Raw genomic sequence first — 14,987 nt, forward strand, 5'->3', positions numbered from 1 at the left:
GGGTACTGTGGTGGTGTTCGCGTTGAGGGGCGCGGCTCGTTTCTCGTTGCCCATCAACGGAAAGACGCGCATGCGCACACTCGTCGTCATCGGCGGCGGCCCTCGCACCGCGGGCCTGCTGGAACGCATCGCCGCCCAGTCGCCCACCCTCTCCTTCGCCGTGCACGTCGTCGACCCGTTCCCGCCCGGTGCGGGCCGGGTGTGGCGGCACGAGCAGTCCCCGTTGCTGCGCATGAACTCCATGGCCGAGGACGTGACGGTCTTCACCGACGAGTCCTTCGACGGCGAGGGCCCGGTCCGGCCGGGACCGTCGCTCGCGGAGTGGACCGATATCGATCCGGTGTCGTTCCCGTCCCGTCAGGTGCAGAGCAGGTACCTCGCGTGGTTCTTCGACCACGCAGCGAAATCTCTGCCTCCGAACATCTCGGTGACCGTGCATCGCGCGAAGGCGTTGAAGGTCGTCGGCAACTGGGTCTGGCTCGACAACGGCGAGTCGCTCGACGCCGACGTGCTCGTGCTGGCTCTTGGGCACCTCGACGCCGACCTCGAACCCGAGCACCGCAAGCTCGCCGAGCACGCGTCGGAGCACGGGCTCGTCTACGTGCCCCCGCTGTACTCGGCCGACGCGGACCTGTCGGCCGTCACCGGGGACGTGGTGCTGCGCGGGTTCGGGCTCGCGTTCATCGACCTGATGGTGCTGCTGACCGAGGGGCGCGGCGGCCGGTACGAGCGCTCGGGCGGTCAGCTCACGTACGTGCCGTCCGGTGCGGAGCCGACGCTGTACGTGGGGTCGCGGCGCGGGGTGCCGTACCACTCGAAGACCGGCTACCGGTTGCAGGGAACGCGGCCGGCGCTGCCGAACTTCTTCGTCGCGGACGCGTTCAGGGGCCGCGAGGACCTGGACTTCCGGCGGGACGTGTGGCCGGCGATGGCCAAGGAGATCGCCTGGGGCCACTACCACGAGCTGTTCACCGGCCACCCCGGTCTGGTGCGGATGCCGTTCACCGAGTTCGCCGTCTCCTTCGCCGCGTTGCCTTGGTACAGCGACGAAATGCGCGCGCTGGAGGAGCTGGCGGTGCCCGACCCGGCCGACCGCGTGGACTTCGAACGCCTCGACCGCCCGCTGACCGGCGTCACGTTCGGCACGGCCGAGGAGTTCCAGGAGCACCTGCGCGCCTACGTCGAGGCGGACGTCGCGCGCCGGTCGGATCCCCGCTACAGCGCGGACCTGGGCGCGTTCCTGGCCCTGCTGTCGGTCTACGGCCAGCTGGCGGGCCTCATGCCGTTCGACGGCTGGTGGCACGGCTACTTCAGCTACCTGGCCTCCGGACCGCCGCCGGACCGCCTGGAGGAGCTGCTCGCGTTGTCCCGCGCGGGGATCGTGCGGTTCCTCGGCGCCGACATGTGGGTGGAGGCCGTCGAGGGCGCGTTCCTGGCCGGCAGCGCGACGACGCCGGAAGTGGTGCGCGCCAACGGCTTGGTCGAGGCGCGCCTGCCCACGCACTCGCTGTCGCGCACGGCGGACCCGGTGCTGCGGTCGTTGCGCGCGGTCGGCGACATCACCGAGGACGCGGCCGGTCTGGTGAGGGTCGACCCGCTGGGACGGCTGATCGACGAACGCGGCGACGTGGACCCGGTCCGGTTCGCGGTCGGGCCCTACGTCACCGGCAAGGCCTACGCGGCGTTCGCGCGGCCGAGGACGAACGCTCCCGCGTTCCGGCAGAACGACGTGCTGGCGCGGGAGGTCCTGCGCTTGTTAGGCGACTGAGGTGTAACGCCCCTGGTGTCGCACCAGGGGCGCGGGCAGGTCGGTGTGCGTGATGTCGAGCGGTTCGCCGACCAGCGCGACGTGGTCGCCGACCGCGATCCGGCGGGAGGTCCTGCACCGCAACCGGACCGGTGCCTCCAGCAGCCACGGCACGCCGTCGTCGTCCTGCTGCCACCGCGTGTCCGGACCGAACCGGTCGACGCCCTTCGTTGCGAAGAGGTCGGCCAAGCCGGTCTGGGCGGCGTCCAGCAGGTGCACGGCGAACAACGGGGCCGTCCGCAGCACCGGCCACACCGAGGCGCCCTCGCCGATCCACACGACGACCAGCGGCGGCTCGAACGAGACGGACGTGAACGACGACACCGTTGTGCCGACAGGACCTTCGGGTCCGGTCGCCGTCACGATCGTGACGGCCTGGGCGTGGTGCCGCAACGCGTCGCGCAGCTGTTCCCTCATCGGACCAACGCCTTGAGCACGTCGGAGTCGAGCGCGAAGTCGGTGACGTGAGCGGGGAGCGAGGCCTCGTTGAGGAACAACGCCTGCGGCACCAGCGCACCCAGCTCGGTCAGCACGGGCCGCAGGTGCACCTCGACGGCGAGCGCGTGCCGGTCGGACGCGGCGATCTGCAGCGGCACGACGACCTTGCCCCGGAGCCAGCCCGAGGGCGCCTGGTCCAGCACGGCCTTGAGCAGACCGGTGTACGCGGCCTTGTACGTCGGGCTGGCCACGACCAGCACCTCGGCCCGCCCCAACGCCTCCAGGGCCGCCTTGACCGCGTCCGGCTCCGTGAAGACCTGCGGTGCCAGCGTCGCCGCGTCCACCACGGGACCGTCGACGGGCACGCCCAGTGCGGCGGCGAGCGCCTCGCGCAGGGCCAGGGCCGCCTGCAGAGTGCGCGAGGCGGGCCGCGGGTTGCCGACCAGAACACCGATCTGCGTCATGCCTCCAGCACAGCCGCACGGCGCGGGATTATCAACCACGTCCAACCTGCGAGAACCCGTTGCACCGCGCCGGGCCGGAGGTGCCGCCGACCGCCACCACCGGGAGGGGGTTTCCGGAGTGCCGGTCGACGGCGGGTTGACCGCGGCGCGAGCACGCGACGCCTGCGGAGGGGCTCGTCCGGCCTGGGGGTGCCGGACCGCCCCGGCGCGCAGCTCGAGCGCCTGCGGCCAACCACTCGTTGAACGTACAACCGCACTGTCGTGTTCCGGTCGTGTCCGGGTGTGACCAGGCTCAACTCCTTCAGGTTTCCTTCAGAAACCGCCGGGTACGTCCCTTCGCGTGGCAGTCAGACTCCCGACGATCACGAACCTCGCCGAGCTCGTCGGCCTCGTCGCCGACGACGTCTACGTGCGCTGGTCGAAGGGGCCTGACGCCGACGCCGCCTCGAGGTCGCGCGACTCGCTGACCGGCGTGGAGCTGCCGGGCCTGTCCGCGAGCCCGTTGCGCGTCGAGCCCTGGTGGGACGACCGCTCCCACGAGCTGTGGGTGGCGCGTCGCCTGTTCGACTACCGCCACCTGCGCGACCTGCGGGGTCCGGGCGTGCGCGCGTGGGTATTGCGCGGTGTCGAGGTGGGTCGCGGGCCGGACAACGAGCCGCTGGTCCGGTGCACCGAGCCGCTGGCGTGGGTGGCCGACAGCGCGTTGCTGGAGTGCTCCGAGCTGGTCGGCTCCCAGCACTCCGCAGAGTGGGGACCCCTCGACAGGTCTAGTTCAGATCGCTGAGCTTGCGTTCCGCGGCCTTGCGCGCCTTCTCCGCCGCCGAGGTGACCCGCTTGGCGTCCTCCAGCCGTTCGGCGGCCCGGTCGAACGCCCGCTGCGCCGCCACCTGGTCGGCCTGGGCCTCCCCGAGGGCCTGCTCCGCCTCGTCCAGCGCCTGCTGGGCCTCCGCGCGCTTGCGCTCCTGCCGCTCGCGCCGCTTGCGGGCCAGGGCGTCCTCGCCGTCGTCGCCCGCGGGCTCCGGCGCGGGCAGGGCGAACCCGAAGCCCGAGTACTCCAGCGCCTTCGTGAGGTGCCCCTGCCGCACCTGCGCGGCCGAGTCGGGGTCGGCCATCGCGGCGGTCAGCGTGCTGCGGACCTGTGTGACGGCGTCGTCGGCGAGCGGCCCGGTCAGCTCCAGCGTGCGGTAGACCAGGGCCTCCATCAGCTCCTTGCGCCTGCGGCCCAGCTCGCGCATGGTCAGCTGCGCGGTGGACAGGCACAGCGCCTCCTCCAGGCCGTCCGGGGCGTCCCTGACCAGCCTGTTGACCGCCCAGGCCCCCACGGTGGGCCGGCGCAGGTCCGCGATGGCCTTGGCGAGGTCCTTGTCGCCCGCCTGCTTGGCGGCGGCGTTGCGGGCGGCGGTGAACTCCTTCGGGGGCAGCCCGTAGAGCTCGTCGGCGACCGGCTTGAGGTCCATGCGCGCAAGGTAGCGCCTGATCAGCCTCCAGTCCCGCGGAACGCTCAACGAGCGCGGCCGCGGGCGCGTTGAGGAGTAGAACGCCCGATTCGGGTAAACAGGATGGGGAGATGCACACCAGGTGGAGATGGGTCCTGTTCAGCCTCGGCGCCGCCGTGGCCGCCTGCGGACCGCTCGCGATGGCGGGCGGCCCCTGGTACGGCTATGTCTTCGGCGGCCTGTGGTTCCTCATGGGCGGCACCGTCGCGTGGCGCGGTCTGGGCATGGGCACCAGGCTGACCGCGCAGGGCATCACGTCGAACAGCCTCGACCGCCAGACCACGATCGAGTGGTGCGACGTCCGCGACGTCGTGCTCAGCAGGAGGCGGAACCTCGTCGCGTTCCACACCATCGCACCCGTGGTCGCGCACGACGGGGGCAAGGAGACGCTCACCGAGCTGAGCCTGCTGTCGATCAAAAAGGACGTCGTGCCCGAACGGGCCCAGGCGTACGTGACGGAACTCCGCGAGGCGCTGAAAACACATCGCGCCGGCTGCCCTCGGTGCGGCGCGCAGCCGAAAGCGGTCGTGGCCGCCCGCGGTCTCGGCGCACGGGTCCGGTCGCGATTGCGTTCGCTGTTGCGCGGAAATGGTGAACGGTCCATCGTCCGGTGACGGGATCCTGTTACACACCAACACCGTTCACCGTTGACGCAGCCTTGACATTCCCCTCCATCAGCTCTTGACTGGAGGGCGTCTGCTCGTTCTAACGAGAAAATAGAACGCGCAGCACTAAAACGCTGCTCGGACAAGACGCTGAACAGTCCAATGTGGATCTGCGGAATGCTCCGGGCAGACGATTGCCCCTCGTCAGGCGAAGAGATGTGCTTCTGAGCACTCTTTACCCCACGAAGGGCACATGCGCCGTGAAGAACTGGAGACGCCGCACCGGAACGGTCTTGCTGACCGCGGTGTTGGGCACTGCCGGGTTCGGCTTCGCCGCCACCCCTGCAATCGCGCAGAACGCACCTCAGCAGAAGCCGGCGGCTGACAAGCAGCTGGACAAGAAGGACCGCGAGCTCGTCGACCAGGCCGCCCGCGAGGGCAAGCCGACCGTCGACCTGCTCGTCGCCGCCGAGGACGGCAAGACCGACGCCGCGGTCAACGACCTCAAGGCGCTCGGCGCCACGGTCCAGAAGACCGAGAAGGACGTCGACTACGTCAAGGTGACCATCCCGCGCGAGAACGCGGAGAAGGCCGCCAAGCTGGCCTCGGTCAGCACCGTGGACGTCGACGGGCTCATCGCGCTCGACGACCCGCGTCCGCAGGGCATGGAGCAGCCGGCCCCGCAGAAGGCGCCGGACTCGAAGACCCCGCGCACGAACCCGTACATGCCGACGCAGGACACGCAGGCGGCGCAGTTCGCCACCGCGCACCCGAAGTGGGACGGCCGCGGCACCACGATCGCCGTGATCGACTCCGGCATCGACCTCGACACCCCGGCCCTGCAGACGACCAGCACCGGTGAGCGCAAGATCATCGACTGGTACAACGCGAACGCCACGAACTCCGGCGACGGCACCTGGGTCACCATGACCAAGACCGGCGTCGTCGGCAAGTTCACCAACGGCGGTCGCGAGTGGACCGCTCCGGCGACCGGCGGCCCGTACTCGTTCGGCCTCTTCGCCGAGACCGCGGGCGACCTCGGCACCGCGGCGTCCGAGACCGGCGGTGACATCAACCGCGACGGCGACCGCACCGACACGTTCGGCGTCCTCCAGGACATCACGACGAAGGAAGTCTTCGTCGACACCGACGGTGACGGCAACTTCACCAACAACAAGCGCATGATCGACTACAAGGTCAAGCAGGACGTCGGCTTCTTCGGCACCGACAACCCCGCGACCCCCGTGATCGACCGCGTCGCGTTCGTCGTGCAGACCGACCGCTCGATCTACGACAACGCGGGCACCCCGTACGTCAACCTGGGCATCGCGGGTGCCGCGCACGGCACGCACGTCGCCGGCATCACCTCGGCCAACAAGCTGTTCGACGGCAAGATGGCCGGTGCCGCGCCCGGTGCGAAGCTGATGGCCATCAAGGCGTGCCTCTCCACGCCGTCCTGCACCAGCTCCGGCCTCATCGACGGTGTCCTCTACGCCGCGCGCAACGGCGCCGACGTCGTGAACATCTCCATCGGTGGCCTCCCGGCGCTCAACGACGGCAACAACGCCCGTGCGGAGCTCTACAACCGCACGATCAACGAGTACAACGTCCAGCTGTTCATCTCGGCGGGCAACTCGGGCGCGGGCTCCAACACCGTCGGTGACCCGTCGGTCGCCACGGACGCGGTGAGCGTCGGCTCGTACATCACCAAGGAGACCTGGCTCTCCAACTACGGCTCGAAGACCGCGCAGAAGCAGAACCTGCACGGCTTCTCGTCGCGCGGCCCGGCCGAGGACGGCGGCTTCAAGCCGAACATCGTCGCGCCCGGTTCGGCGATCTCCACCACGCCGCGCTGGCAGCCGGGTGGCCCGGTGGCGGGCACCTACACCCTCCCCGCCGGCTACTCGCAGTTCAACGGCACCTCGATGGCCGCCCCGCAGGCGACCGGTGCCGCCGCGCTGCTCGTGAGCGCGTTCAAGGCCACGCACAACGGCCAGAAGCCGACCAGCGCCGAGCTGCGCTACGCGATCCAGCGCAGCGCGAACTACGTCGACAGCCTCGGTGCCTACGAGCAGGGTGCCGGTCTGTTCAACACCAACGCCGCGTGGAAGCTGCTGGACAAGCACTCCGTGCCGGACAAGGTCACGACGGCCGTCCAGGTCAACACCGTCCTCAGCGGACTGCTGGCCACCCCGAACGTCGGTGTCGGCATCCACGACCGCGAAGGCGTGACGGCGGGCCAGGAGTACACCCGCACCTACACGCTGACCCGCACCACGGGCCACGACGACGAGACCTACAACGTGTCCTGGAAGGGCAACGACGGCACGTTCACGGCGGCGAAGAAGGTCCGCCTGCCGCTGAACACGCCGGTGCTGTTCCCCGTCAAGATCAAGGCCAAGACGGCGGGCGCGCACAGCGCCGTGCTCCAGCTCGACAACCCGGAGACCCCCGGCGTCGACGCGCAGACCCTGAACGCGGTGTTCGCGGCGGAGAACTTCAACGCCGCCAACAAGTTCTCGGTCACGAAGTCCGGCACGATCGCCCGCAACCAGTCGACCAGCCTCTTCGTGAACGTGCCCAAGGGCACGACCGCGCTGAAGGTCGACCTGAAGGCCGGTGGCACCGAGGCCGGCAAGGGCCAGGTCCGCTTCCTGCGCTACACCCCGCAGGGCGTCGGCTTCGACTCGAACACGTCGACCAACTGCTACAACCCGGACGCCGGTGCCGGCTGTGCCGGTGGCTCGCCCACCAGCCGCACGGTGGCCAGCCCGATGGCCGGTGTGTGGGAGATCGTGATCGAGGCGCGCCGCACCTCCGACGCCGACGTGGCGCCGTACTCGGTGACCGCGTCCGTGCTGGGCACGACCATCAGCCCGAACCCGGACGTCATCCCGTCCGCGGCGCTGGGCACCCCGGTCGAGCGCAGCTACACCGTCTCGAACACGCAGGCCAGCTTCAACGGCCGGCTCGCGGCGGGTGCGGTCGGCAGCGCGAAGACGGCCCGCCCGTCGATCGCGAACCTCGCGCAGCAGCAGTACCCGATCACCGTGCTGCCCGGCTCGACGCGGCTCACCGTCACGATCGGCAACACCGCCGACCAGGGTGCCGACCTCGACCTGGTCGTCTACAACTGCACGACGGGCAGCTGCGTGGCCGCCGGCACGTCGGCGGACGCGGACTCCGAGGAGTCGGTGACCATCTCGAACCCGGCCGCCGGTCAGTGGGTCGCCCTGGTGGACGGCTACTCGGTGCCCGCGGGCACCACGGAGTTCGACTACTTCGACGTCTTCACCTCGTCGAGCCTCGGCACCCTCACGGTGTCGGACACCAACGCCGACCGCGCCGCCGGTGCGACGTGGAACGCGACGGGCGTCATCACGCCGCTGGGCCAGCCCGGTGCCGGCCGCGTGCTGCGCGGTGAGCTCGAGGTGCGCACGTCCGACAACACCGTTGTCGGCACCGGCGCCGTGATCGTCCAGGCAGTCAGCTAGCAGTCCGGCAAGACGCGGAAAGCCCCAGGACCCACGAGGTCCTGGGGCTTTCTACGGTTCCGGCAGCCTGTTGCCGGGCGGCTCGTCCACGTCCACCTTGGACACGCCGGTGATCAGATACGCGTCTTCCACCTTGTCGACCGGCATCTCGGCGCGCAGGTAGCCGATTCTGGGATCACGCGCCTCGACGGTCGCGCCCAGCCTCGTCAGTGCCTGCTCGACCTCCTCGTCGCGTCCCGGCTGCACGGAGATCATCAGTGGCACTGTGAGGTGGCCGTCGCGCTTCGCCTGCTCGACCCGGTTCTTGTCCGGTGTGGCTGATGACACGACGGCACCTTCCGCAGACGACACGGTTCCGGTCCCGTTCGTACCACAGCCACCGAGAGCCAGCGCGCAAAACACGACGGCGAGCGGTCTTCTCATGACCGGAGGACGGAACGGCGCCCGCGGACGGTTGCACCCGATTTCGAGCGTCCTACTGCTTGGGCCCCGCAAACGCTTGCTCCCGCAGCGTCCCGTCCGCGCTCTCCCCGAACACCCGCGCGTCCGTGTGCTGGTCGGACGCGGGTTGCAGCCTCTTGACGCCGGTGACGGCGCGGGTGCGGATCTGCGGCAGCGCACTCGAGTGCTGGCGGTTCACCCAGTCCACCAGGTGCTCGCGGGTGAGGCACCGCAGGTCCCACAGCTTGCCGGCGTCGGCGGCGCTCACCAGCGCACGCACCCGCACGAACCCCTGCGTCGCCTGCGTCACCTGCAGCACGGACACCCGCCCGTCCCACAGGTCGCTGCCCTCCAGCATGGACCGCATCTCCTGCCGCATCGCCTCGACCGGCACCGTCCAGTCGAGATCGAGCTCGACGGTCCCGAGCAACGCGGACTGCGTGCGCGTCCAGTTCTCGAACGGCGTCTTGAGGAAGTACGACGTGGGCAGCACCAGCCGCCGGTCGTCCCACAGGTGCAGCACCACGTACGTCAGCGTGATGTCCTCGACCCGCCCCCACTCGCCCTCGACCACGACCACGTCGTCGAGCCGCACCGCGTCGCTGAACGCGATCTGCAGCCCGGAGATGAGGTTGCCCAGCAACGACTGCGCGCTGAACGCCGCGACAGCACCGATGACCGCCGCGGAGGCCAGCACAGTGGACCCGACCGCCCGCGCACCGGGGAACGTCATCAGGATCGCGCCGATCGCCAGCACGCCGATGACCACCAACGTCAGCCGTCGCACCAAGGTGATCTGGGTGTGCACGCGCCGCGCGTGCCGGTTGTCCGTGACGTCCGTGCGGATGCGCGACAGCGAGATGTCCACGAGGGTGCTGATGAGCGCCGCCAGCAGCCACGACCCGGCGAGGATCAACGCGATGCCCAGCGCGTGCGACGCGGCCGGCACGTCGACCGGGTAGGCGCTGAGGCTTATCTGGGCGGCCAGGAGCGCTCCGAACACCTGGCCGGGCCGGTACATCTTCCCGCTGTGGGTGAAGCGGCGCACCAGCCGGTGGATCACCTCCACCACGAGCAGAGCGACGGCCACGGAGCAGCCCATGACGACGAACAGCACGTTTCCTCCTCTCGGGGTCGAGGACGGGTACCCGTGGTGCGCGGGGAGGAACACCATGAGCCCGCTCACGGGCCACCGTCGGACGTAGTTTGAGTCACTCCGACCAAATCCTGCTTGCATCCGCAGTTTGAGTTACTTAGACTCAAACCATGCTCACGACGACGGAGGCCCTGGACCGGGTGGAACGGGCCGCATCGGCAGAAGACCTGTTCGGCCCGCGCACCACCGACCCGGACAAGCGCAGGCAGGCACGGCGCCTGTACCACGCGCTGGCCTCCGTCCTGCACCCCGACGTCGTCGGCCCTGGCGACACACGAGCCCGCGCGGCGTCGGCGAACCTGACCCGGTTGCACCACGAGTGGACCCACAGCACGACGGTCGAGCTCAGGACCAAGACCGCCGTCTACCGCATCGGCGAGCCGTTCGCGAGGGGCAGCGTCGCCAACCTGTACGAGGCGGACGGGCCCTGCGTGGTCAAGGTGGTGCGCAACCCGGCGCTCAACCCGTTGCTGCACGGCGAGTGGCAGGCGCTGCGGCAGCTCGAACGCTTCACCGACACCGCCCAGTGGCTGCGCCCCTTCTACCCCCGGCTGCTCGACACGTCGGGCGACGTCGCCAAGGGCTCACGCGCCTTCACGGTGCTCGACCCGCTGCGAGAAGGCTTCGTCACGCTCGCCGACGTCAAGCGCGCCTACCCGGACGGGCTCGACGGACGCGACTACGCGTGGATGCACCGCAGGCTGCTGAAGGCGTTGGCCGGTGCGCACCAGGCCGGGCTGGTGCACGGCGCCGTCACCGCCGACAACGTCCTGGTGCACCCGGAGCAGCACGGGATCGTGCTGGCCGGCTGGTCGTTCGCGGTGGAGCAGGGGCAGAAGCTGCTCGCGACGAGCCAGGCCATCGCCTATCCGCCGGAGGTCTCCGGAGAACTTCCGGTCACGGCGGCGCTGGACGTCCACATGGCACACACGCTGATGCTGGACCTGCTGGCACCGAAGGAGAAACGGCAGCGCGCGTTCGCGCAGGGCTGCCGGCAGGACCAGCCGTCGAGGCGGCCCGACGCCGCCGACCTGATCAGCGAGTACGACGAGCTGCTCGAAGACCTCTACGGGCCACGGGTCTTCCGCCCGTTCGCCCTTCCGACCAAGACAGGAGAATGACCATGGGACACGGCAGGTGGGACGACAACGCCTACGCGGCGGCGAAGACCTTCCGCGCGGCCAAGGGGATCGCGGACTTCGGTTACACGGCCTCGATGAAGTCGACGCCCGCGGCGGGCTGGAAGGCCGCTCCGGCGCTCGACCCGCTGAACGTGCGGTACCGCGAGTGCCGCGACTCGCCCGACCACGCCGACTCGACACCGATCGCCGTGCTGTTCGACGTCACGGGGTCGATGGGCGCGGTGCCGCGGATCATGCAGGGCAAGCTCGGCAAGCTGCACGGGCTGTTGCAGCGCAAGGGATACCTCGCCGACCCGCAGCTGCTGTTCGGCGGCATCGGGGACGCCGACAGCGACCGGGTGCCGTTGCAGGTCGGGCAGTTCGAGTCGGACAACCGCATGGACGAGCAGCTGCGCGACATCTTCCTCGAGGGCAACGGCGGCGGGCAGAAGAGCGAGTCGTACGAGCTGGCCGCGTACTTCATCGCGCGGCACGTGGTCACCGACGCGTGGCAGAAGCGCGGCCGCAAGGGCTACCTGTTCATCATCGGCGACGAGCTGAACAAGCCGCGGCTGGAGGCCCGGCACATCCGCCGCGTGATCGGGGACGAGGTCGCCCAGGACATCGACCCGGTGTCGGTGTACCGCGAGCTCGCCAAGAAGTGGCACGTCTACTTCATCCTGCCCAACCAGTCGTCGTACTTCCACGACGACAGCATCGGTGAGCACTGGCGGGCGATCCTCGGGCAGAACTTCCTCAAGCTCGACGACCCCGGCGCCGTGTGCGAGCTGATCGCCGCCACGATCGGCGTGGAGGAGAGCGTCGTGGACCTCGACCAGGCCCTGGCAGACCTCGCCGAGATCGGGTCGGTCACCGAGAGCGAGGCCGTCGGCAAGGCGCTGGCCACGGTCGGCGGCACCTCGCGCGCGGTCGTCGCCGCTCCGCTGGGCATCGACGGTCCCGACGACGTGAAGCTGAACTGACATGGACCGGGACCACGTCATCGTCGTCGGGCTCGGGTTCGGCGACGAGGGCAAGGGGGCCGTCGTCGACGCGCTGTGCGCGGACGGGCCGGTGTCGGCCGTCGTGCGGTTCAACGGGGGAGCGCAGGCCGCGCACAACGTGGTCGTCGACGGCCGGCACCACACCTTCAGCCAGTTCGGGTCGGGCACGCTCGCGGGCGTGCCGACCTGGCTGTCCCGGTTCGTGCTCGTCGAACCGATCGCGCTGGCGACCGAGTCGCGCGAGCTGGAGGCCATCGGCGTCGCCGACCCGCTGTCGCTGCTGTCGGTCGACGCCGGGGCGCTGCTCACCACGCCGTTCCACGTGGCCGCGAACCGGGCCCGCGAGAACGCCAGGGGCGCCGACCGGCACGGCTCGTGCGGCAAGGGGATCGGCGAGACCGTCTGGTACGGGCTGCTGGACGGTCACAAGCTCGGGGACGTGGTCGAGGAGCAGGAGGTGCTCGGCGAGCCGGGACCGGCGCCGACCGTCGGCGACTGCCTGGACCCGCGGGCGCTGCGGCGGAAGCTGGACGCGCTCGCCCGGTTCTACGAGCCGCTGATCGGCGCCGGGCCGGAGGTGGACGGGCTGGTCGAGCTCTACCGCGCGTTCGCGGACGCCGTCCGGATCACGACCGGTGACGAGGCGGGACGGCTGGCCGACTCGGGACGGCTCGTCTTCGAGGGCGCCCAGGGCGTCCTGTTGGACGAGACGTACGGCTTCCACCCGCACACCACCTGGTCGACCGTCGTGCCGCGCAACGCCCGTGAGCTGCTGCAAGGCCGTTCCGCACGGGTCCTCGGCGTGACCAGGACGTACCAGACCAGGCACGGCGCCGGCCCGTTGCCGACCGAGGACCCGGCCGTGCTCGCGAGGTTCCCGGAGCGGCACAACGGCACGGGCGAGTTCCAGGGCGCGTGGCGGGCCGGGCACCTCGACGCCGACCTGCTCCGCTACTCCGTCGATTGCTGTGGGGGTATCGACGGCTTGGCGGTCACGCACCTGGACGCCACCGGCCTGAAGGTCGCCGCCGGCGGCGAGCTGGCGGACATGCCTGATCCCATCGCCTACCTGGAGGGTCTGCTCGGCGTCGGCGTCCTCGTCGCCGCCACGGGCCCGACCAGGGCGGACTACGAGGTGCGGGAGAATCCACGACATGATCGAGTCGACTTTGGTGTCGGTGGACGTGATCGTGCTCCGGTTTGACCCGGAGGCGCGCGCGGTGCTCATCGGGGTCGCGGCCCGCGCGCAGGAGCCCTTCGCGGGCGACCTGGCCCTGCCCGGTGTCCTGCTGGGCAGGGGGGAGCGGTTGCGGGACGCGACCACCAGGGCCGTCACCGGCAAGCTGGGCCTCGCGGAGGAGTCTGTGACCGGGACGGGCCAGCTCGCCACGTTCGACGAGCCGTCGCGCGACCCGCGCGGCCCGACGCTGTCGATCGCGCTGTGGGCCACGGTGGCCGGTCCGTCCGGTGACCAGGCCGTCTGGCACCGGCTCGACGCCGTGCCCCCGCTGGCGTTCGACCACGACCGGATCGTCGCCGACTGCCGGCCGCTGCTGGCCGACCGGCTGTGGCGCGACGTGGCGTTCACCGCGGGCCTGCTCGGGCCGGAGTTCACCACCGCGCAGGCGCTCGACGTGACCGAGTCGCTGACCGGCGACCGCCCCTACCCGGCCAACCTGGGCCGCACGATGGACCGCGTGCCCGGCCTCGAACGCACCAGCGAGCACGCCGCGGCGTTGCCGAAGGGCGGCCGTCCGCCGCTGGTCTGGAAGTGGGTCAGCGGGGCAGTTCCGGCTTGAACAGCCAGCGCGTGAGCAGGTCGCGGTGCCCGGCCAGCGCCAGGAAGTCGTCGGTCGTCACGACGCCGTGCCGGTTGCGCGCGCACCACTCCCGCAGCAGCGCGAAGAACGAGTCGTCGCCCATCTCCCGGCGCAGCGCGTGCAACGTCAGCGCCCCGCGCTTGTAGACGCGGTCGTCGAACCACTCGTCCCGCTCCGGCCGGCCGATGACGATGTTCTGGGGCAGGCGCCGCAGCAGGTCGCGCGCACCGGCCGCGCACGCGTCCGTCGACCGGCCACCGGAGGCCTCGGACCACAGCCATTCCGAGTACGAGGCGAAGCCCTCGTTGAGCCAGATGTGCTCCCACGCGGCCAGCCCGACGGAGTTGCCGAACCACTGGTGCGCCAGCTCGTGCGCCACCAGCCGTTCGGAACCGCGGCGGCCGTCGACGTGGTTCGCCCCGAACGTCGACAGGCCCTGCGCCTCGACGGGAACGTCCAGCGCGTCGTCGGTCACCACGACCGAGTAGCCGGCGAACGGGTAGGGGCCGAACAGCGACGAGAACAGCGAGATCATCTGGTTCTGCCGCGCGAAGTCGTGCGCCACCAGCCGCTTGAGCCGGGGCGGCGCCCAGACGCCCGGTAACGCCTCGACGTACTGTCCGATCTGGACGGTCGCGAGGTAGGTGGCCATCGGCGACGCCATCGAGTACGTCCAGCGCGTCGTGCTGCCGGAGATCTTGCCGTCGACCAGGACACCGTTGCACACCACGGTGTACGGCGAGGGCGCGGTCACCTCGAGGTGGTAGGAGGCCTTGGACGACGGCTCGTCCAGGCACGGGAACCACGACGGCGCGCCGATCGGCTGCGACGCCACGATCGAGCCGTCGGTCAGCTCGTCCCAGCCCAGGTCGCCCCACTCGGGCGTCGAGATCGGACGGGGCGTGCCCGAGTACCGGACCTCGACGGAGAAGGCCCCCCGCACGGCCGCGCGCACGTTCAGGACGCCGCCGGCGTGCCCGTAGCGCGCGGGTCTGCCGTTCACCAGCACCCGCGAGATCCGCAGGGAGCCGAAGGACAGCGAGAACGACGACAGGGGAGCAGGACACGAGGCCTGCAGCACCGCGCGCCCCGAGAGGCGCGCGGAGTGCGGCTTGTAGTCCAGCTCCAACGCGTAATGGTG

Annotated in this window: 14 protein-coding genes; 8 read left to right on the forward strand and 6 right to left on the reverse strand. The window is 70.6% G+C overall.

Features of this window, described 5'->3' with window-relative positions; all coding sequences use genetic code 11:
- Positions 1-7 precede the first annotated feature (7 nt).
- Entirely contained in the window at positions 8-1,768 is a 1,761-nt protein-coding gene (locus VF330_RS15140; protein ID WP_414675379.1) for an FAD/NAD(P)-binding protein, read from the forward strand.
- Here VF330_RS15140 and VF330_RS15145 read toward each other — a convergent pair.
- Both VF330_RS15145 and VF330_RS15150 read right to left on the reverse strand, forming a co-directional pair.
- The gene (locus VF330_RS15145; protein WP_330852220.1) at positions 1,757-2,224 is read right to left on the reverse strand and encodes a flavin reductase family protein; all 468 of its coding nucleotides are present in this window, start codon (positions 2,222-2,224) and stop codon (positions 1,757-1,759) included. The genes VF330_RS15140 and VF330_RS15145 overlap by 12 nt on opposite strands.
- Positions 2,221-2,709 (reverse strand): NAD(P)H-dependent oxidoreductase, encoded by a 489-nt coding sequence (locus VF330_RS15150; protein WP_330852221.1) that lies wholly within the window; start codon positions 2,707-2,709, stop codon positions 2,221-2,223. The genes VF330_RS15145 and VF330_RS15150 overlap by 4 nt, the downstream gene beginning before the upstream one ends.
- A 340-nt stretch (positions 2,710-3,049) precedes the next feature.
- Here VF330_RS15150 and VF330_RS15155 point away from each other — a divergent pair, with 340 nt between their 5' ends.
- Positions 3,050-3,493, forward strand: coding sequence for a DUF6098 family protein (locus tag VF330_RS15155; protein WP_330852222.1), 444 nt, complete (start codon positions 3,050-3,052; stop codon positions 3,491-3,493).
- Here VF330_RS15155 and VF330_RS15160 read toward each other — a convergent pair.
- Positions 3,477-4,166, reverse strand: coding sequence for a hypothetical protein (locus VF330_RS15160; RefSeq protein ID WP_330852223.1), 690 nt, complete (start codon positions 4,164-4,166; stop codon positions 3,477-3,479). The genes VF330_RS15155 and VF330_RS15160 overlap by 17 nt on opposite strands.
- A 110-nt stretch (positions 4,167-4,276) precedes the next feature.
- Between VF330_RS15160 and VF330_RS15165 the strand changes: the two genes are divergently transcribed.
- Both VF330_RS15165 and VF330_RS15170 read left to right on the forward strand, forming a co-directional pair.
- Positions 4,277-4,819, forward strand: coding sequence for a hypothetical protein (locus VF330_RS15165; protein ID WP_330852224.1), 543 nt, complete (start codon positions 4,277-4,279; stop codon positions 4,817-4,819).
- Between the two features lie 296 nt (positions 4,820-5,115).
- A complete protein-coding gene (locus tag VF330_RS15170; RefSeq protein ID WP_330852225.1) occupies positions 5,116-8,304 on the forward strand; it encodes a S8 family serine peptidase in 3,189 nt (1,062 codons plus the stop codon).
- Positions 8,305-8,355: 51 nt separating this feature from the next.
- Here the strand turns inward: VF330_RS15170 and VF330_RS15175 are convergent, their stop codons facing one another.
- Both VF330_RS15175 and VF330_RS15180 read right to left on the reverse strand, forming a co-directional pair.
- Positions 8,356-8,631 carry a hypothetical protein gene (locus tag VF330_RS15175; protein WP_330852226.1) on the reverse strand — a complete coding sequence of 92 codons (276 nt, stop codon included), beginning with the start codon at positions 8,629-8,631 and terminating at the stop codon, positions 8,356-8,358.
- Between the two features lie 148 nt (positions 8,632-8,779).
- On the reverse strand, positions 8,780-9,862 hold the full coding sequence (locus VF330_RS15180) for a mechanosensitive ion channel family protein (RefSeq protein WP_330852227.1): 1,083 nt from the start codon (positions 9,860-9,862) through the stop codon (positions 8,780-8,782).
- 149 nt (positions 9,863-10,011) lie between these two features.
- On the opposite strand from VF330_RS15180, the gene VF330_RS15185 reads away from it, so the two are divergent.
- From VF330_RS15185 to VF330_RS15200, 4 genes are read left to right on the forward strand one after another with little or no spacing between them, the layout of a single operon-like run.
- A complete protein-coding gene (locus VF330_RS15185; protein WP_330852228.1) occupies positions 10,012-11,022 on the forward strand; it encodes an adenylate cyclase in 1,011 nt (336 codons plus the stop codon).
- A gap of 2 nt (positions 11,023-11,024) precedes the next feature.
- On the forward strand, positions 11,025-12,005 hold the full coding sequence (locus VF330_RS15190; RefSeq protein WP_330852229.1) for a hypothetical protein: 981 nt from the start codon (positions 11,025-11,027) through the stop codon (positions 12,003-12,005).
- A 1-nt stretch (position 12,006) separates the two neighbouring features.
- A complete protein-coding gene (locus VF330_RS15195; protein ID WP_330852230.1) occupies positions 12,007-13,230 on the forward strand; it encodes an adenylosuccinate synthetase in 1,224 nt (407 codons plus the stop codon).
- Positions 13,181-13,825: an NUDIX hydrolase gene (locus VF330_RS15200; protein ID WP_330852232.1), complete on the forward strand. Its 645-nt coding sequence runs from the start codon at positions 13,181-13,183 to the stop codon at positions 13,823-13,825. The genes VF330_RS15195 and VF330_RS15200 overlap by 50 nt, the downstream gene beginning before the upstream one ends.
- Here the strand turns inward: VF330_RS15200 and VF330_RS15205 are convergent.
- Entirely contained in the window at positions 13,803-14,975 is a 1,173-nt protein-coding gene (locus VF330_RS15205) for a M1 family metallopeptidase (protein ID WP_330852233.1), read from the reverse strand. The two genes, VF330_RS15200 and VF330_RS15205, sit on opposite strands and share 23 nt — an antisense overlap.
- Between the last annotated feature and the right edge of the window lie 12 nt (positions 14,976-14,987).

Origin of the sequence: Lentzea sp. (assembly GCF_036380075.1) — a bacterium.
Classification (GTDB): Bacteria; Actinomycetota; Actinomycetes; order Mycobacteriales; family Pseudonocardiaceae; genus Lentzea.